Source organism: Dyadobacter sp. CY327, from assembly GCF_021390415.1.
GTDB classification, from domain to species: Bacteria; Bacteroidota; Bacteroidia; order Cytophagales; family Spirosomataceae; genus Dyadobacter; species Dyadobacter chenhuakuii.
In genome coordinates this window covers 964514-984158 of sequence record NZ_JAJUXJ010000007.1, presented here as the reverse complement: position 1 = coordinate 984158, position 19645 = coordinate 964514, and the positions used below count along the sequence as shown (strand labels likewise).

14 protein-coding genes are annotated in these 19645 nt (G+C 45.0%); 9 read left to right on the top strand and 5 right to left on the bottom strand.

Annotated features, from left to right (window positions below; all coding sequences use genetic code 11):
* The first annotated feature begins 28 nt into the window (after nucleotides 1-28).
* The 4 genes from LZG74_RS20545 (at nucleotide 29) to LZG74_RS20530 (ending at nucleotide 6482) form a co-directional block, all read left to right on the top strand.
* On the top strand, nucleotides 29-1537 hold the full coding sequence (locus LZG74_RS20545; protein WP_233798375.1) for a RagB/SusD family nutrient uptake outer membrane protein: 1509 nt from the start codon (nucleotides 29-31) through the stop codon (nucleotides 1535-1537).
* A 354-nt stretch (nucleotides 1538-1891) separates the two neighbouring features.
* A complete protein-coding gene (locus LZG74_RS20540) occupies nucleotides 1892-4588 on the top strand; it encodes a c-type cytochrome (protein ID WP_233798374.1) in 2697 nt (898 codons plus the stop codon).
* 108 nt (nucleotides 4589-4696) lie between these two features.
* Complete coding sequence (locus LZG74_RS20535; protein ID WP_233798373.1) at nucleotides 4697-5590, top strand: hydroxypyruvate isomerase family protein; 894 nt, start codon at nucleotides 4697-4699, stop codon at nucleotides 5588-5590.
* 25 nt (nucleotides 5591-5615) lie between these two features.
* A complete protein-coding gene (locus tag LZG74_RS20530) occupies nucleotides 5616-6482 on the top strand; it encodes a hydroxypyruvate isomerase family protein (protein ID WP_233798372.1) in 867 nt (288 codons plus the stop codon).
* A 379-nt stretch (nucleotides 6483-6861) separates the two neighbouring features.
* Here the strand turns inward: LZG74_RS20530 and LZG74_RS20525 are convergent, their stop codons facing one another.
* Entirely contained in the window at nucleotides 6862-8322 is a 1461-nt protein-coding gene (locus tag LZG74_RS20525; protein WP_233798371.1) for a lipopolysaccharide assembly protein LapB, read from the bottom strand.
* 73 nt (nucleotides 8323-8395) lie between these two features.
* A complete protein-coding gene (gyrA, locus tag LZG74_RS20520) occupies nucleotides 8396-11032 on the bottom strand; it encodes a DNA gyrase subunit A (RefSeq protein WP_233798370.1) in 2637 nt (878 codons plus the stop codon).
* A gap of 279 nt (nucleotides 11033-11311) precedes the next feature.
* On the opposite strand from gyrA, the gene LZG74_RS20515 reads away from it, so the two are divergent.
* The 5 genes from LZG74_RS20515 to LZG74_RS20495 all read left to right on the top strand — a co-directional run bounded on the left by LZG74_RS20515 (nucleotide 11312) and on the right by LZG74_RS20495 (nucleotide 16060).
* Nucleotides 11312-12622: a gluconate:H+ symporter gene (locus tag LZG74_RS20515; RefSeq protein ID WP_233798369.1), complete on the top strand. Its 1311-nt coding sequence runs from the start codon at nucleotides 11312-11314 to the stop codon at nucleotides 12620-12622.
* Between the two features lie 166 nt (nucleotides 12623-12788).
* Nucleotides 12789-13265 carry a RidA family protein gene (locus tag LZG74_RS20510; RefSeq protein WP_233798368.1) on the top strand — a complete coding sequence of 159 codons (477 nt, stop codon included), beginning with the start codon at nucleotides 12789-12791 and terminating at the stop codon, nucleotides 13263-13265.
* Between the two features lie 101 nt (nucleotides 13266-13366).
* The gene (locus LZG74_RS20505; RefSeq protein ID WP_233798367.1) at nucleotides 13367-14476 is read left to right on the top strand and encodes a D-TA family PLP-dependent enzyme; all 1110 of its coding nucleotides are present in this window, start codon (nucleotides 13367-13369) and stop codon (nucleotides 14474-14476) included.
* Nucleotides 14477-14498: 22 nt separating this feature from the next.
* Nucleotides 14499-15569: a dipeptidase gene (locus LZG74_RS20500; RefSeq protein WP_233798366.1), complete on the top strand. Its 1071-nt coding sequence runs from the start codon at nucleotides 14499-14501 to the stop codon at nucleotides 15567-15569.
* Nucleotides 15570-15808: 239 nt separating this feature from the next.
* Nucleotides 15809-16060: a hypothetical protein gene (locus LZG74_RS20495; RefSeq protein ID WP_026632066.1), complete on the top strand. Its 252-nt coding sequence runs from the start codon at nucleotides 15809-15811 to the stop codon at nucleotides 16058-16060.
* On the opposite strand, the gene LZG74_RS20490 is transcribed toward LZG74_RS20495, so the two are convergent.
* From LZG74_RS20490 to LZG74_RS20480, 3 genes are all read right to left on the bottom strand, one after another.
* Complete coding sequence (locus LZG74_RS20490) at nucleotides 16057-16629, bottom strand: DinB family protein (RefSeq protein WP_233798365.1); 573 nt, start codon at nucleotides 16627-16629, stop codon at nucleotides 16057-16059. The genes LZG74_RS20495 and LZG74_RS20490 overlap by 4 nt on opposite strands.
* 68 nt (nucleotides 16630-16697) lie before the next feature.
* Nucleotides 16698-17282: a Crp/Fnr family transcriptional regulator gene (locus LZG74_RS20485; RefSeq protein ID WP_233798364.1), complete on the bottom strand. Its 585-nt coding sequence runs from the start codon at nucleotides 17280-17282 to the stop codon at nucleotides 16698-16700.
* Between the two features lie 6 nt (nucleotides 17283-17288).
* Entirely contained in the window at nucleotides 17289-19526 is a 2238-nt protein-coding gene (locus tag LZG74_RS20480) for a bifunctional alpha,alpha-trehalose-phosphate synthase (UDP-forming)/trehalose-phosphatase (protein WP_233798363.1), read from the bottom strand.
* Nucleotides 19527-19645 lie beyond the last annotated feature (119 nt).

Genomic DNA, 19645 nt, shown 5'->3' with positions numbered 1-19645 from the left:
CATTCAATTCAATATTAATTATCAGAAGATGAAAAAAAGATATATAGCGACCTGGTTCCTGACATTTGCGTTAGCAGGATGCCGCGAAGAATTCCTGACTGTTATCCCGGAAACGGCATTGAGCTACGGAATATTTTTCAAAACGGAATCGGATTTTCAACAGGCTGTCAATGCTGCCTATGTTCCGTTCCGCCAGATGTACAACGAACGTGCCTGGGTGTTGGAGGAAATGCATTCGGATAATACGTATTATGCAAGAAACACCCTCTACGGTGCGGTGGACGCAACTGAAAACGTTGCCGACTTCGCGGTTCCAACTGCGGGAGGTGTTACTGCAAATGACAACGTACTGGTTCAGTATCGTCTTAATTATCAGATTATTGCAAGAGCGAACCAAATTCTCGCACTGATTGACGGTGTGGATTTCGCAGAAGATCGCAAGAAAAACCTGAAAGGTCAGGCGTTGTTCCTAAGGGCATTTGCATACTTTGACCTTGTGCGGCTGTTCGGAAAAGTGCCGCTTCACCTTGTGCCTGTTGTTGGACGTGAAGATGCTGCATCGCCGCTGGCCAGCACCGAAGAGATTTATGCACAAATAGAAAATGACGCAAAAGAAGCGGGTGGCCTGTTGCTGAATAAAGCAAAACAAGAGGCAGGGCGTGCCACTTCGGGTGCTGCGAAAACATTGTTGGCCAACCTTTACATTACCCAGAAAAAATGGGCTTTGGCTGAACCGGTGTTAAAGGATGTGATCACAAACGACGGCTATTCGCTGATGCCGGATTATACCAATGCATTCTCGACAACGACTGCAAACAAGAACAATGCAGAATCGGTGTTTGAGATCCAGTATATGGAAGGATCGGCCGGGTACAATGGTAATCAGATCTACCGTTTTATCCCTTCGCCAATTTCCGCCACTGAAATCGCTCCGCTTACGGGCACGTCAAACCCTCAGGCCACTTCGCAGGAAAGTAACAACATTCCTACGCCGGATCTGATCGCAGCTTATGAAACAGGTGACAAGCGGAAAGACATTTCCATTGGTTATGTGACTTTGAGCGGAAGTCTTGCAGAAAATAAGACTTATCCGTACATCAAAAAATATGCTAAGCCGCACTCACTGCATAACAACACTGGTCAGAACTGGCCCGTTTACCGTTATTCAGAGGTGTTGCTCTTCATGGCAGAAACGCTTAACGAATTAGGAAAACCAGCCGAAGCAGCCACTTACCTCAACCAGGTTCGTACCCGCGCAGGCCTTGCCGCAACAAAAGCGACATCGCAAGCAACCATGCGTGAAGCGATCTTCAAGGAAAGACGTGTTGAGCTTGCATTCGAAAACAAGCGCTGGTTCGACCTCACCCGCACCGGCCGTGTGAAGGAGATCATCGGCGCTTATGGGGCAAAAGTAAAAGCCAATCCACAAGCTTACTACTTCCCCAAAGGAGCCGTTCCTCCGCCAAACGCATTCACAGTCCTGGACGACTATTACGGTCTGCCGGCAGTAGAAGCAGCGTTGACGCCGCATTTTTAATGATTGAATGTTGAATGATTGAATGATTGAATGAATGAATGAGCGGGCGCCGCTGCGCTGAATGTTGAATGAGTGAATGAGTGAATGTTGAATATGGATTCAATGTTTCAATCATTCACTCATTTTTTTATTTACTCATTCAGCGCAGTGGCCCCGTGCATTCATTCATTCTGTCATTCAATCATTCAACATTGACTTTCCCCGACACAACAGGATAGTCAAAATAGCGTTTCGTCTTAATATTGTATCTATCAGATTATTTGAAGTTTAAATTTGCTTTATTAAAGAATGTAGAATTCCAGTTTCACCCTGAACGAATGCTTTTTTCATATTTACTTAACTCTTAGCTGTAAAATGTACACTAAAAAACAATGGTCTAAACTTCCTATGACACTCGCCGTGCTGCTTGCAGTAGGCGTTTTCTGCGGGGTTATGCTCAGTAACCGAACTGCCAAACACCGTCCGCCGGGTTCAAAGGTGGATAAAATCAAACTGCCCGAAGGCTTTAAAGCAGAACATTTATATAGTCCTTCCGAGGAAAAAAATGGTTCGTGGGTTTCCATGACATTTGATGACAAAGGACGGATGATCACATCTGATCAGTATGGCGGTTTGTTCCGGCTTGTATTGCCTCCAATCGGCTCTACTGAAAAACCAAAGGTGGAAGCTTTGAAAGTGGAAGGCGATACTGCGAAGGTGGCAATGGGTTATGCGCATGGTCTGTTATATGCGTTTAACAGCCTTTATGTAATGATCAACAACCGCGAAAGCACCAAATTTCCGAAAGGAAGCGGTTTTTACCGGTTGCAGGATACAGACGGTAATGATCAATATGACAAGATCACATTGATTAAGCCATTGAAAGGCGAAGGAGAGCACGGACCGCACAGCATTGTGCTTTCACCAGACAAAAAATCGCTTTATGTGGTTGCCGGTAACTTCACCGATCTTCCGAAAATGGACAGCTATCGGCTGATGCCTAATTGGAAAAATGACAATCTTTTCCCATTCATCAAAGACCCTCGCGGACACGCAGCTGATAGACATGCGCCAGGCGGCTGGATCGCGAAAACGGATCCGGAAGGAAAATCCTGGGAACTTGTAAGTGCAGGTTACCGTAACTCGTATGACATTGCTTTCAATGAAGCAGGTGATCTTTTCATCTATGATTCGGATATGGAATGGGATTTCGGTACACCATGGTATCGCCCAACCCGCGTTTGTCACGCAACCAGCGGTGGTGATTATGGATGGAGAACAGGCTCAGCCAACACGTCGCCAGCATTCGCGGACTTCCTTTCACCGATCATGAACATTGGCCAGGGATCGCCTACAAACCTCATTTACCTGAACGAGGCAAGGTTCCCGGCGAAATACAAAAACACGCTCCTGGCATTTGACTGGAGTTTTGGTATCGTTCACGGTTTGCATTTGAAACCAAACGGTTCAACATACTCGGCAGATCACGAAGAGTTTCTGTCAGGAGCACCACTTCCTCTTACAGACGGAGCAATCGGTCCGGATGGCGCATTGTATTTCCTAACCGGTGGCCGCCGCCTGGAATCTGACCTTTACCGGGTGTATTATGGAGACTACAAAAATATCCCGGCTGGTGCAAATACAGTAAAGCCTGTGCTTACGGCAGAACACAAGCAACGCACAGATCTGGAAAAATTCCATGCAGTAAAAGATCCAAAAGCAGTAGAAACTTCATGGCCATATTTGAAAAGTCCTGATCGTTTCCTGCGCTTTGCAGCACGCTTAGCAATTGAACATCAGCCTGTTGCAGAATGGGAACAAAAAGTTTATGCTGAAAAAGACCCGCAAACATTGATTTATGCATCCATAGCGTTGGCGCGCGAAGGAGATTCTACAAAAGTAGGAGGGCCTATTTTAAACGGACTTACCAAGATCGACTATGCGAAGCTGAATGATCTTCAAAAACAAGCACTGCTTCGCGCTGTCGAAGTGACGCTTTACCGCACAGGACAGCCGGATGCGGCAACAAAGCAAGCAGTAATCGCTTACTTGAATCCAAAATATCCATCTCCGAGTGCTTTGCAGAACCGTTTTTTAAGCAAAATCCTGATCACTCTCGAAGCGCCGAAAGCCGTTGAAAAAACGCTTGCGCTGATCCAGAAGAATGAGAAATTTGATGATAAGGACAATGAAATGGTGACAGCTTCTGCCGACCTTATTTTGAGAAACCCTCAATATGGTCTTGATTTGGCTGGTCTTCTGGAAAAAATGCCGCCACAACAGCAGATGTTCTACGCAATCATGTTGAGCAGCGCCAAAACAGGCTGGACGCCACAATTGAGTGAACAATATTTCAAATGGTTCGCCAAGGCATTCAGCTATCAGGGTGGTCGCAGCTACATTGGATTTATAGACAAGGCGCGACAACTGGCATTGAAAAACGTTCCGAAGGATAAGGTTGCTTATTATAACAAACTGTCTGGTGCTGAGTTACTTACCGGCACCGGTAACGATCTGGTAAAAATGTACTCGCCAAAAGGACCCGGACGTGCCTGGAAGCTGGATGAAGCCGTTGCGCTTGTTCAGGACAGCCTTGCTAACCGCGATTTCGATAAAGGCAAGATGATTTTTTCGGCTGTACTTTGCAACCGTTGCCACGTAATTCAGGGCGAAGGCAATGATGTAGGACCAGATTTGACACAACTCGGAACACGTTTCTCGGCCAAAGACATGCTGGAATCAATTATTGATCCGAACAAAACGATTTCGGACCAGTTTGGATCAGTCGCTTATACAATGAAATCGGGAGAGTCAATTGTAGGTCGTCAGATCAATGAAGATGCTAACGCTTATTACATTGCCCAGAACCCGTTTGATTCTAAAACGATCCGCAAGATCAGCAAAAAAGAGGTTGCATCTACTAAAATGTCAACCGTTTCTGTCATGCTTCCAGGCTTGATCAACGGTTTGAATCCGAATGAATTAAGAGATCTGGTTGCTTACCTGATGTCAGGAGGCAATAAAAATAACCCGATTTATACCGAAGCTTCGGCTCCGAAAGGCGGGAAATAGATCATTGATTTTTTGAGTAGATTATGTTTTATTAAGCTTAATATAGTGGTGCAGGGAATCCCTTGCACCACTACTTTTTTATCCAGTTCCACAATTTTCTGCATGCAAATGAAACGTATCGAAAGACGTTCTGTTTTAAAAAATATTGCCACCAGCGCGGGATTAATGACTTTACCGGTTTCTTTGGCAGAAGCATTTGCCGCATCGGAAAAAGCATTAGGTCCGAAACTCAATGGCAAGATCAATCACTCCGTTTGTAAATGGTGCTATGGGAAGATCCCTCTGGAAACTTTCGCACAGGACTGCAAGAAAATCGGCATAACTTCCATAGAGCTTCTGGGGCCTGCCGAATGGCCGATCATTAAAAAGCACGGACTAACCTGCGCGTTGCCATGGGGCGAGGGCCTGACCAGAAATATTGAAAAAGGCTTTAACGATCCAGCTAACCATGAGGAGCTAATCAAAGGTTTTGAAGATGTGATCCCAAAAGTTCGGGCGGCAGGTTATGACAAAATTATTTGCTTTTCGGGAAACCGCCGCGGCATGTCTGACACAGACGGCATGCGTAATTGCGCGGTCGGACTAAAAAAACTAATCCCAACTGCGGAAAAGCACAATGTAACTTTGGTAATGGAATTGCTCAACAGCAAGGTGAACCACCGGGATTACCAGTGCGACCGGACAGAGTGGGGGGCAGCCCTTTGCGAAATGGTTGGCTCTGAGAAATTCAAGCTTCTTTACGACATTTATCACATGCAAATTCAGGAAGGTGACGTGATTGCGACAATCAAAAAATATCACAAATACATTGCCCATTATCACACAGGCGGCGTTCCCGGACGGAATGAAATTGATGAAACGCAGGAATTGTATTACCCTACGATCATGAAAGCAATCGTCGAAACCGGTTACAAAGGCTTTGTAGGTCAGGAATTTATTCCAAGCCGTAAAGATGACATCGCATCTTTGAAACAGGGTGTAACCATTTGTGACATCGCCTGATATTTATTTTAAAATACTTACTTATATGTCTACGAGACGATCTGTATTAAAGAGTTTAGCCGCGGGCACCGGCGTGCTTTCACTGTCCGAAGTTTTTGCTGCAAATGAAAAAGCCTTAGGTTCAAAACTAAATGGCAAGATCAATCATTCGGTTTGTAAATGGTGTTATGGCAAAATTCCGCTGGACATTTTTGCAAAAGAATGTAAGGAAATGGGCATAACGTCCATCGAACTATTAGGTCCGGAAGATTGGCCAACACTTAAAAAATATGGCCTGACCTGTGCATTGCCAAACGGCGCCGGGATGGGAATTGAAAAAGGCTTTAATGATCTTGCATTACATGACGAGCTTGTAAAAAGCTACGAAGATCTTTTTCCCAAATTAAAGGAAGCGGGATATTCAACAGTCATTTGTTTTTCGGGCAACCGACGTGGCATGTCCGACATTGACGGTATGCGTAACTGTGCAATCGGATTAAGAAGGTTAATGCCGTCTGCTGAAAAGCATGGAATTACTATGATCATGGAATTGCTGAACAGCAAGGTGAACCACAAAGATTACATGTGCGATCATACTTCATGGGGTGCAGGCTTGTGCGAAATGGTTGGCTCTGAAAACTTTAAGTTGCTCTACGACATTTATCACATGTCCATTATGGAGGGCGATGTCATAGCAACGATCAAAAAATATCACAAATACATCGGACATTATCACACCGGGGGAGTTCCTGGCAGAAATGAAATTGACGAAGGGCAAGAGTTATATTACCCGGCTATCATGAAGGCCATTGTCGACACCGGCTATAAAGGTTTTGTCGCGCAGGAATTTATTCCAAAACGTGAACCGCTGGCTTCCCTGAAACAATGTGTACAGATTTGTGACATTGCCTGATTCAAAACTTAATGAAATCGAGAACGTCATTTAAATCCGATCTCGATTTCATTTCAATATTCTTTACCAAAAGGCCCGTTTCTGGACTTTTAGCAGCATAAATCGAAATGACGATTGTCATTTTACCGAGCTCAAAATGCCTCTATTAATGCTCAATATCAGCCAAATAAGCTTCAAATAGCCGAAATTGATCACCCTTAGAATTGAATAGAACAGCCCATCCCGCACCTTAGACTGATATAACGAATTCTAATTGACATAAGCTGAACTTAAATTCAGGATACATTTGTTGTATAATTTATATTATGTTAAATAGACTTCCCTAAATGAAACAAGCGCCTATTCAGCGCTTGTTTCATTTATTATATCAATAAATTTCTTACTCTTCAACGCAAGCAACTTGTTTTGCAGCGAACTGTTCAAGAACTCCGTTTACAGTAGTCAAGTTATCTTTTGCCTCAGCTTCGTCTTTCGCTTGGATAGCTTTTTCAAAATATGGCTTAGCCTTTTTGAACTTACCACAAACACGACCTTCGATCTCTTTGCCGCGTTGCTGATACTCAGTCATGTTCATATTGTCAACTTCGCCTTTCAATTGTACAGCTTCGTTGAAATAGAAAACACCAAGGTTATACAAAGCGTCATAATTTGCACCGTCGATCTCCAATGCTTTCTTGTAGTTCGCAATAGCTTTCTCGCTTGCGTCTTTCTGCTTCGCTTTCAGGTCTGCCAATTGTTTTTCAGATCCTGACGATGCGCTGCTTTGTGCAGCTTCCGTCGCAGATTTCACTTCGCCTTCCATTGTTGCAATGGTTGCGATCGTTTCTTTTTTCTTAGCATTTACATCTGCAAGCTGACGTTTCAGATCCGCATTTTTTGGTTGCTTCTTAATCAACGCACCAATACGTTTCACTTCGCCGTCATAAACTTCAATCTTGCTTTTTTCTGCTTCCAGGTTTTTAGTCAGACTTGCAGCTGATTTACTTCCTGAACCCATTTTAGCACTCAACTGCTTCACGCTGTCCGCAGCTGTGCGCTGCATGTTATCGTAAAGAATTGCAAGGTTTACCACGTTCTGAATATTTTTAGGATCAGCTTGTGCCAATGCTTCCAGTTCGCTGATCGCCTTAGACTCGTTACCTGATGCCAAAAGAATGTTAACAACTTCCGCTTTCAGGTCTTTGTTGTTTGGCGACTGCGCTAATCCTTTGTTCAAAGCTTCAATCGCTTTGTCAAAGTTTTTCTCTTCACGATATAGCTGTGCCAATCCGTAGAATACGCTTGGATCTTTACCGCCATTTGCAGCATATTTTTCGAATTGCTCTCTTGCAACGTCTTTCTTATCAAGCTGTTGCGCAGCAATCCCGCCGTAAAGCGAAGCCAGCGTATCTTTCTTATTGATTTCCTGAGCAGCTGTGAACATTTCAAGAGCACCGTTCAGGTTTTTCGCCTGGTATTTTTCAGCACCCTGCTTTACAAATGCATTGAAAAGTTGAGATCCCTCTCCGCCTGCGAGCACATTTTCCGCTTCCTTCGCAGATTTACCAGGTTCGCCTTTTTTCGTTTTGTCAAGCTCCACAACCTTTTTGTAAGCTTCCAAAGACGTTTTGGCTGCACTTGAATCTACTTCTGATCCCTGCAAAGCAATGTTTTCATACAATTTTGCTCTTTCCATCCAGAATGAAGCCTTTGCACTAGCCTTTGCATCAGTCAGGTCTTTATCGCTTTTCTCTTTATCCTTACGAAACTGGTCTACAACAGCCTTGTTTACAGCATCGTCCTGCGCAAACGCTGACATACTGAAAAGGCTAAGTGCAGACACAAAAAACAATTTTTTCATAAATATTAAACTTTGGTTGTGATTGATTGTTCGAATTCTAAATATAGATCAGTTAAAATAATTTTTACAAAAATCATGCCTCTGGCTCGTCAGAAGGATCATTTTCATCTTCTTCGTCGTCTTCATCTTCAATCACATCTTCTTCATCATCCAACTCTTCTGCCTGCTCATCCGCCGAGACGATGATCATGTCCGAAGTTCCTTCTATCGCTGCCGACGGGATTACGTTTCCGTTCTCATCCAGTTCTTCCGCTTTTTCGTCCGGATCTTTCAGGATTCGTGTAACCGAAGTAATTTCATCCGAATTGTTCAGACGGATCAACTTAACCCCCTGCGTGTTACGGCCGGCCAGACGAATGTCCAGTACGCTCATTCTGATTGCAATCCCATTTCTGGTAATGATCATCAGATCATCCTGCTCAGTAACCTCACGGATTGCTACTAATTTACCCACTTTGTCGGTGGCATTCATGGTCGAAACCCCTTTCCCACCACGCTTGGTAATGCGGTAACTGTCTATTGCAGAACGTTTTCCAAAACCATTTTCTGAAACAACAAGCAGCTGGGCATCTTCGCGGTTGATACAAACCATTCCGATTACTTTGTTATCCGCATCGTTCAGATTGATACCACGAACACCTGCGGCAGTTCTGCCCATCGGTCGAACTCCTTTTTCATTGAAACGAACAGCACGTCCTGCACTCGATGCGATAACAATGTCGTTGTCGCCATTGGTAAGCGCAACATTCAACAGTCTGTCGCCTTCATTAATTGAGATTGCAATAATTCCGTTTGTTCTCGGACGAGAGTATGCTTCCAGCAAAGTTTTCTTGATTGTGCCCTGCTGCGTACACATAATGAGGTAATTATTGTTGATATAATCCGCATCTGACAATGTGCGAACGTTGATCACTGAACGAATGGAATCTCCATTTTCCAGGCTGATCAAATTCTGGATCGGGCGGCCTTTGGATTGCTTGCTTCCTTCCGGAACTTCGTAAACCTTCATCCAGAACAGCTTACCATATTCCGTAAAGATCAGCAGGTAATTCAGCATCGTTGCCGAGAACAAATGTTCGGTAAAATCTGTATCCTTGGTTTTTACTCCGCGGGACCCTACTCCACCCCTTGTCTGCGTGCGATACTCTGCTAATGGTGTTCTTTTGATATAACCTTCATTCGAAATCGTTATCAGCATTTCATCATCCGGGATCATATCCTCGTCGCTGAATTCTTCTGCTGAAAACTCGATCTTAGTACGGCGTTCGTCGCCGTAACGGTCTTTAATCTCGCCTAATTCCGTTCTGATAATGTCATACTTGCGTGATTCGTTTGCAAGAATGTCTTTCAAATCCGTAATCAAAACCATGATCTCCTCGTATTCCTTCACGATCTTGTCTCTTTCAAGACCTGTTAACCGTTGCAGACGAAGTTCAAGAATCGCTTTGGCCTGAATCTCGCTCAGTTCAAACGACTCCATCAAACCTGTTTTCGCGATTTCCGGATCACGTGCGTTACGGATCAATGTAATAACGGCATCCAGGTTATCCAGCGCAATCAGCAAACCTTGCAAAATATGCGCTCTTTTCTCTGCTTCGCGAAGTTCGTACTCGGTACGACGTGTGATAACCACAATCCGGTGATCGACATAATGTTTGATCAGGTCTTTCAGATTGAGCGTTACCGGACGTCCTTTGACCAACGCCACATTGTTCACACCAAAGCTCGATTGCAGCGGCGTGTATTTGAACAAGTGGTTCAATACAATATTAGGGACTGCATCTTTTTTCAAATCAAAAACGATGCGCATCCCGTCCCGGTCAGATTCATCGCGGATGTCCGAAATGCCGTCCAGCTTTTTATCATTAATAAGGCCTGCAATGCGTTCGATCATCGCGGCTTTATTGGTCATGTAAGGAATCTCAGTAATGATGATTTGCTCCCTACCTGTTTTTGAAACCTCAAATGACGCCTTGGAACGCATAATAATGCTTCCGCGGCCAGTTTCAAAAGCAGACCTAACGCCTTGGTAACCATATATAATCCCTCCCGTTGGAAAATCAGGCGCCTTCACGTGCTCCATCAATTCGGGAATGGTAATCTCGTTATTGTCAATGTAAGCTAAAACGCCATCGATCACCTCAGAAAGGTTGTGCGGCGCCATATTCGTGGCCATACCCACCGCAATACCGGATGAACCGTTAACCAGCAAGTTTGGGAATTTAGCAGGAAGAACCGATGGCTCAGAAAGCGAATCGTCAAAGTTTGGCTGAAAATCAACCGTATCTTTTCCGAGGTCGTTCAACAATTCGTCAGCCAGTCTTTTCAGTCTTGCTTCGGTGTAACGCATTGCCGCCGGATTATCTCCATCCACCGAACCGAAGTTACCCTGGCCGTCAACCAGCGGGTAGCGCAGCGACCACGGCTGGGCCATACGCACCATTGTATTATAAACAGACGAGTCACCATGCGGGTGATACTTACCCAAAACCTCCCCTACTATACGAGCCGACTTTTTATGCGAGCGATTGTAATTCACACCCAAATCCGACATCCCGTATAACACACGCCTGTGAACCGGTTTCAAACCATCGCGAACGTCGGGCAAAGCGCGGGAAATAATAACTGACATCGAGTAATCGATGTATGCTCCACGCATTTCATCCTCAATATTAATGGGGATAATGTTTTCACCAGAAGATTCTGCCATAAAGAATTAGAAAAGAATCGAAAATTTAAACGAGCAGCTGAAAAGTCCAACTACCCAATGAATTAATACTATAATGTAAGTTCTAAAAAGTCAAATTTCGCTATTTTAAAGCATTCTAACAAACTATCTTTTGTGCTATTTCAGCATTCCTTTCGTATATCGGTGATCCTTCGGATTTTAAGGAAAGAATGTGCTTTCAAAACTTAATTGGCTTCTATCATTAAATTTTAGTTTCTTCCAGCTTATTACCTAAATGCTTACTTTTCTCCCAATTCCATTATGCCTTTATTACTGACATTTATTGCCATACTCGCCCTCATTGCCCTCATTGCCTGGCTCAAAATCGACACTTTCATCTCCTTCCTGCTCGTCTCCATCGGACTTGGCCTGGCTAGCGGTCTGGATGTGGAAACGGTTAGCAAAGCCATCCAAAAAGGCGTTGGCGGAACATTGGGCGACCTCGTTCTTATTGTTGGTTTCGGTGCAATGTTGGGGAAAATGGTTGCGGACAGCGGAGCGGCGCAAAGGATCACAGATGCGCTGATCGGGCTTTTCGGGAAAAGATACATTCAATGGGGCATGGCGCTGGCCGGTTTTGTGATCGGGATTCCCTTGTTCTACAATGCTGGTTTTGTGATCGTCATTCCTTTGATATTCATGATCAGTGCCACTGCGCGCCTTCCTTTATTATATGTGGGTGTTCCAATGCTTTCCGCTTTGTCGGTTGCGCACGGCTATCTTCCGCCCCACCCCTCGCCTGCCGCAATAGCCAGCCAGCTTAATGCGGATCTTGGACAAACATTATTATACGGGATCATGGTCTCCATTCCTGCGATCGCCGTAGCCGGGCCGCTCTTCGGCAGCACGCTGAAACGCTTCCAGCCAAAACCAGACGAAGATCTTTTCAATGTAAAACCACGGCCAACAGCCGAATTACCCGGATTGGGAATCAGCGTGGTAACCGCTCTGTTACCTGTATTTTTGCTGACGAGTATGTCGGGCGTAAAACGCATTTATCCTGACAATAAGATCATTGGCCTGCTTGCGGAACCCTATTTCGGAATGTTGATTTCCGTATTGTTTGCTGCTTATGTGCTTGGGATCCGTCGCGGAATGAATATGAAGCATGTCAGCAAATCCATGGAAGAAGCATTCAAAGGCGTATCCGTAATCCTGCTGATCATTGCGGGAGCTGGGGTTTTCAAAGAAATCATGACAGCGAGCGGCGTAAGCACTTATATAGCCGAAAGCCTGAAGGGCGTCGACATTTCGCCGTTGGTATTAAGCTGGGGAATTGCTGCGATCATCCGCATTTGCGTAGGGTCAGCAACCGTTGCCGGACTCACCACGGTGGGCATACTTTCACCGTTGCTGGTAACCTCAGATGTTTCCCCCGAACTGCTCGTATTGTCCATTGGTTCAGGTAGTTTAATGTTCTCCCACCTGAACGATGGCGGCTTCTGGCTGTTCAAAGAATATTTCAATTTAAGCATCAAAGACACGTTGCTCACTTGGTCGGTTATGGAAACAATTGTGTCTGTAATGGGATTGCTGGGCGTTTTAGTACTAAATTTGTTTGTTAGGAGTTAATTTTGAATGACTGAATGAGTGAATGAGTGAATGTTTTTTATGTTGAATGAATGATCATACGCATAAAGACGTTGTCACAAATCATTTCCTAAGCTTATCCAACATTCAATCATATCACCGACTACGAATTCAATCATTCAAAACTCACTCATTCACTCATTACAAAATGAACACGACCCCTGAATCCAACTTCGCTGCCCTTGGCCTTAATCTTCCTCCCGCTCCAAAGCCACTTGGCGTTTACAAGCCGCTTCTGATCGTCGACAAACGCTGGGTTTATGTTTCTGGACACGGAACGGTGCAGGATGACGGAACATTAATCAAAGGACGGATCGGTAAGGATATGGACGCGGACGCAGGAAAGCTGGCAGCGCGCCAGGTTGGATTGACGATCCTGTCGACATTGAAAGCAAACCTGGGAAGCCTGAACCGGATCAAGCGCGTAATCAAAGTTTTAGGCATGGTCAATTGCACACCCGACTTTGAAAAACACCCCTTCATCATCAACGGATGCAGCGAACTTTTTGCTAAAATCTGGGGCGAAGAAAACGGAATCGGCGTTAGAAGCGCGGTGGGAATGGGAAGCCTTCCTGATAACATTCCGGTGGAGATTGAGGTGATGTTTGAGCTTGAAGAGAAATAATTTTAACCGGGTCGCCGGGCGATGACTGAATGATTGAATGACTGAATGTTTTGTATGGTCATTCAATCATTCAGTCATTCAATCATTCAAAATTCCTATATATGTGGTTTCAGCTAAATAACCCGGAAAACGTCATTTCTCCTTCACTCCTTTTTTATAAGGATCGGATCGAAAACAATATCCGTGGCATGGTAAGCATTGCCGGCGATGCCGACAGGCTTATTCCCCACGTAAAGACGCATAAATCCAGCGAAATCGTAAAAATGCAGCTGGAACAGGGCATCAATAAGTTCAAATGCGCCACGATCGCAGAAGCCGAAATGCTTGCCGATGCCGGTGCAAAATGGATTTTGCTTGCTTACCAGATGGTTGGCCCGAACATTACCAGACTGTCGGCTCTGCGCGAGAAATTCCAGGATGTGAGTTTCGCTTCCCTTGTCGATAACGAGAAATCGGCGGACGACCTGAATGACCTGGGCATTGCCAATGATGTTATTTTCAATGTATATATTGATGTAAATAATGGCATGAACCGCTCGGGACACGTTACCGACGTCACATTGCTTTCCTTATATCGTTACATTTCCGGACTGTCCAACGTTTCCTTCGGCGGCGTTCATGTGTATGACGGTCATCTGCGTGATCCGGAATTCACCGATCGTAAACTGGCTGTGGATGAAGCATTCGAAACTGTCCTTCCACTCTTTGACCTGATCAAAAACCATACGGGCAATGCGCCCATGATCATCGCCGGGGGCTCTCCTTCATTTACCGTACACGCCATGCGCCCGGATGTGTATCTGAGCCCGGGCACAAATGTGCTTTGGGACTGGGGTTATGGCGACCGGTTTGATGGTCAGCCATTTCAGCACGCAGCACTGGTCCTGACCCGTGTTGTGTCCAAACCCACGGCTGGCATTGTCACCATTGATCTGGGTCATAAAGCCATTGCGCCAGAAAGTCCGATTGAAAACAGGTTTAAATTGCTCAACCTGCCGAGCTATACATTGATCGGACAGAGCGAGGAACATGGCGTTTTGCAGGTTACGCGAGACGTTTGGGATGCTACGGAGATCGGCGATGTGCTCTATGCCCTGCCCTACCACGTCTGCCCGACGGTTGCATTGCATGACTTTGCCTCCATCATTGAAAACGGAGCAGTGACCGACGAGTGGAAAATCGTGGCCCGTAACAGACGCCTGACCATTTAATTCAATTCCTAAACAAAATAAAATGTTTCTTTTCGATGCCCATCTCGACCTTTCCATGAATGCTGTGGAATGGAACCGGGACCTTACCCAGGATTTAAATGCAATCCGACAACGTGAAGCAAACCTGACCGATAAACCAGACCGCGGCAAAGGCGTTGTCAGTTTTCCGGAAATGCGTAAAGGCAACATTGGCATGTGCGTAGCAACACAGATCGCCCGTTTTGTGAAACCCGACAGCAAAATCCCAGGCTGGCATTCGCAGGCACAGGCATGGGCGCAAACGCAAGCGCAAATCGCGTGGTACAAAGCAATGGAAGAAACCGGTGAAATGGTGCAGATTGTAGATCTTCCCGGCTTACATCAACATTTAGATCTTTGGAAAAATGCAGCGTCTACCGAAAACCTGCCGATTGGCTATATCCTGAGTCTCGAAGGGGCCGATTCCTTTATCAGCCTCAAAAACCTGGAAATCGCCTATCAATACGGTTTGCGCGCGATCGGACCGGCACATTATGGCCCGGGCGTGTATGCTTACGGGACAGATTCCGACCAGCCATTATCCCAGAAAGGGAAAGATCTGCTGCGTGAAATGGAAAAGCTGAATATCATTCTGGACGCGACACACTTGTGCGATACGGCGTTCTGGGAGGCGCTGGATATTTTCAAGGGTCCTGTGTGGGCCAGTCATAACCTGGTCCGGAAGATTACGCCGCATAACAGGCAGTTTTCGGACGAAATGATCAGGGAGCTGCTCGAAAGAAAAGCAGTTATCGGCATGGCGTTCGATGCGTGGATGATGATCCCGGGCTGGGTCCGCGGGAAATCGACCCCGGAAAATATGGGTTTGAAGATCGAGCATGTGGCCGAACATATCGACCATATCTGCCAGCTTGCAGGAAATGCATTGCACGTCGGGATCGGCTCCGATCTGGATGGTGCATATGGAAAAGAGCAGTCGCCTATGGACCTGGATTCCATTGCCGACCTGCAATCGATAACCGGGATTTTATCTGCAAGAGGTTACTCTGCCGCGGATATTGAACAAATCATGTGGCGCAACTGGGTTGATTTTCTGGATCGTAGCTGGAAATGATCTACTTCGGAAAAATCTAATAAAATCTTAATATTCCAATAATACTATTTAGGGAAAAGCTTTGCAACTTGCATAAGAGTTGTAAAGCTTTTTTTTGTAATGCATTTTAAGATAAATTAACATTTACTTATTTGTAATTATTATAAATAAGCGCCATCTTTGATAAACGTTAGTAGGCCAATATTCCAATGCTTGACCAGGTTTCATTCCGGACTATCCCTTCATAAATTTCGAGTAACATGCGTAATACATATAAAATATCATTTCGAACCAAAATAAAGAACAACAAATCCTTCCAGCGATTGCACGACTGCCTTAAACAACTGAATGTGAAGCACTGGGCTTACGATTTTCAGGATTTGTTATTGACCCTAACCTCAGAGTTATCTGATTTTTCAAAGATCCAGGCTGTCTTACGTTCAGCGGGATACGTTTGTCATTTTGTAAAGCTGGAAAATCTGAGCGAACCGAAAGGACTGTCGCTAACCTAGCCGTTTTTTGCTGCTTTCGCGCTCATCAAATTCCGTTTTGCCTGTTGCATATGCCGCTCATTGTGGGCAATCAGAAACTGAAACACATCTCCAAGCCGAAGCTTAATCAGCTTGGAGATGGATATGGGAATTTTAATTTTACCAAGATCCTTGTTACGGGCTTTCCTGATATAGTCCATTAATGCTTCCTGTTGCCGCAGAAATTCCCCCACAACTTTCGCGCCGCTCAGATCTGAGGGAGGAATATGACCTTTCATTGCCTTATATTTCTTTTTACCAGTTTCCGGGTCCATCATTTTTGTGAAATACGCACCAAACCAGGAGCTTTTAAACTCAGAAGTATGGGCATCAGCTGAATTTAACAAACCTTTTTTAATGTGTGGCAAATAAAAGTCTCCGTAACTATTGAGATGGTCCAGACATTGTGCTATGCTCCAGCCACCAGTTGGGGACGGCTTGTTAAGTTCGGCATTGCTGAGGTTCTGAAAGAGGGCAATGGCTTCGGAAATGTGCTCCTCTACCCTATCTTCCAGGTTTCGTAGCAGTTCGGCTTTGTTTACAGGTTTCATTTTGCTATTGTTTTATAATGCAAAAATGAGAACCGCGGCGGGATAATTTTTTGGTAAAAACCAACATTTCAAATCCTGACCTTATTTATCAACTTACTAAAATTCGTTGCGTCTATGCCCAGGTAATTGGCCAGATACTTGTGTGGCACTAGCTGTAATATGTGCGGGCTGCGGCGAAGCAAGTTCCGGAATTTATCTTCAGAAGAAAAGCACTGCACTTCCACCAGTCTTTCCAGGATGCCGGAAAGCGTTTGGGTAACGCCAAGCCGGACCATATCGGCAATTGCCACGTGCTTAGCCATCATTGCTTGCAAGTCGTTGACGGGAGCTCGCAGAAATTCTGATGGGGTAAGTGTTTCATAATAATACCTGGAAGGCTGGCCCAGGAGCAGTGAATCCACAACGCCACCGAACGAAGGCGGATACATAAAAGCCAGCGTTGCCTCGCGGTGCTGATCGTCCAGATAATAAACCCGCTGAATGCCTTTGACGACGAAATACAAATAATTTTCGGTTTGGCCAGCCGTCGTAACTACTTCCTTACGACCGGCTGTATACGGTTTCCATATTCCCGAAAATGCATCCCAGTCTTCGTCATTCAGCGGCCTGACTGATTCTATAAGTTTTCGCAGCAGCCGAAGCTCTTCTTGCATGTCTTTTTATTCCGCGATGGATGAAACCATAAAGTTAAGGAAATGAAAAACTTCTTCCTGGCTTTTAATGTGGTTTCTGGCTGCGGACAAATCGTCGCCGATCTTGATCGTGAAAGCAGTTTCGGGAAGTGCTTCGAACATATCCTCGTCCGTAGTGTCATCACCGATGGCCAGTACAAAGTCATAGTTACCATTTTCAACAAAAGCCCGGGATGCGGTTCCTTTGTTAAATGCGGTCTTTTTAACTTCGACAACTTTGCTACCATCGATAACCTGCAAATTCAGCTCCGGTTGGATGTAGTTTTTGAGTTGCCAAAGCAGCTCCTGCGCACGTCTCTGGGCGTATTCTTTATCGTCGGCTGTCCTATAATGCCATGCTAGCGAAGTTTCTTTTTCCTCAACAAATGCACCCGGGCACCGCTTGGCATAAATATCCATAATCGGACGGATGCTCTCTTTCCAGTTTTCTTCATAATTCTCATTCAAAACCCACTGATCACTTCCTTTGGTGCGTATTAGTGCCCCATGTTCGGCAATGATATGAACAGGAAGGTCTTTAAAGAGATTATCCAGAAAATGACGATCACGTCCGCTAATGATAATGACCGTATCCCTCTTCGCAATTTCCAGGATCAGTTTCTTAACATCCTCCGATACAATGGCTTTGGAAGGATCCGGCACGATGGGCGCCAAGGTGCCGTCGTAGTCAAAGAAAAGGATACGATTGGTTGCAGATGTATAGGCATGACGAATGGCGTCGATGCCTTTATTGGTAAGAAAAACCTGTCTCAGGCGCTCGTGCTCTTGTTCTAACATGGTCATTTGGGTAAAAAAGTCTTCTGTCCAGGCAAACACGTCGTACGCTTTGATACGTTCACGCATAGCATCCATCCGCTTTGTCTGCTCCTCTTCGGGCATTTCAAAAGCTATTTTAATAGCATCCGCAATGTCCTGGACATCAAGTGGATTAATAATTAACGCCTCTCCGAGTTCAGCAGCCGCACCGGCCATTTCACTCAGGATAAGCACACCTTTCCGGTCCTTGCGGCTTGCCACATATTCCTTGCAAACAAGGTTCATTCCATCGCGGACAGGTGTGATCAATGCAACATCGCTCGCCGTGTACATGCCTACCAGTTCATGGTAAGGCATTGAGCGATACTGGTATATGATCGGCTGCCAGTAAATGTTTCCATAATCCGCATTAATGCGGCCCACCGTCTGGTCGATCTCCGATTTCATCTGCTGATACTGCTCGATGGTGTCCCTTGAGGGAACCACGACCATAACGAACGAAACTTTTTCGTGCCACTGCGGATATCTTTCCAAAAAACGCTGAAAACCGCGCAACCGGTGAATAATGCCTTTGGAATAATCCAGCCTGTCCACCGAAAATATGATCTTCTGATTCAGAGATTGCCTTACTTCGTTGCGCGCCTCTGCAACCATAGGTTCGTCGTACGCATCATTGAATTTCTCAAAGTCTACGCTGATAGGGAATGAATCAACTTTCACGATCCGGTTGCTCATGTTAATGTAATGCAGCTTGTTTCCATAGCCCGACACAAGCCGCGCTGCTTTCAGGAAATATTCAACATAGTCATTTGTATGAAAACCAACCACGTCTGCTCCCAAAATTCCATTCACAATGGCCTTACGCCAGGTAACGGGCAGCAAGCGGAACAGTTCGAACGACGGGAAAGGAATATGGAAAAAGAATCCTATCTTATTATCAGGAAATTTACTGCGGATCATTTCGGGCAGCAGCATCAGCTGATAATCCTGTACCCAAATCACATCACCCGGTTGTATGATTTCCTGAATTTTATCAAAAAACAGTTTATTAGCAATTTGATAAGCCTCAAAATATTCATCATTGAACCGCGCGAGGGAAGGAAAATAATGGCATAGCGGCCAGATCAGATTATTGCAGAAACCTTCGTAGTAATTTTCATTCACATCATCCGGAATAAAAACCGGGTGCGCCTGAAAGTCATCATTGGTAAGCGATTGGCCTTCCAGTTCTTCCCTGGTATTCTCCGAGAAACCGACCCACTGGATCTTATCACCCTCGTTGAATACGGGCCCATTTTTATCTTTAACCAGGGAGAGTACAGCCGAAACAAGGCCTCCTGAATTTTGGAATAATTGCACCTGATCGTTTTCCCTGACGATTTTAAATGGCAATCGATAGGCTACAATGATTAATCTTCCTTCGTTTTTCTGTTGTTTTAAATTTTCCATAGAACTCTAATAAAATTATAAAACTTATGCCAAGTCTCATTTTAGCACCTGAAATGAAAAATTTGATGTGGTCGGGATTTGTATTAGCTTAGCACCTGCAACCTCTTTCATCATTTTAT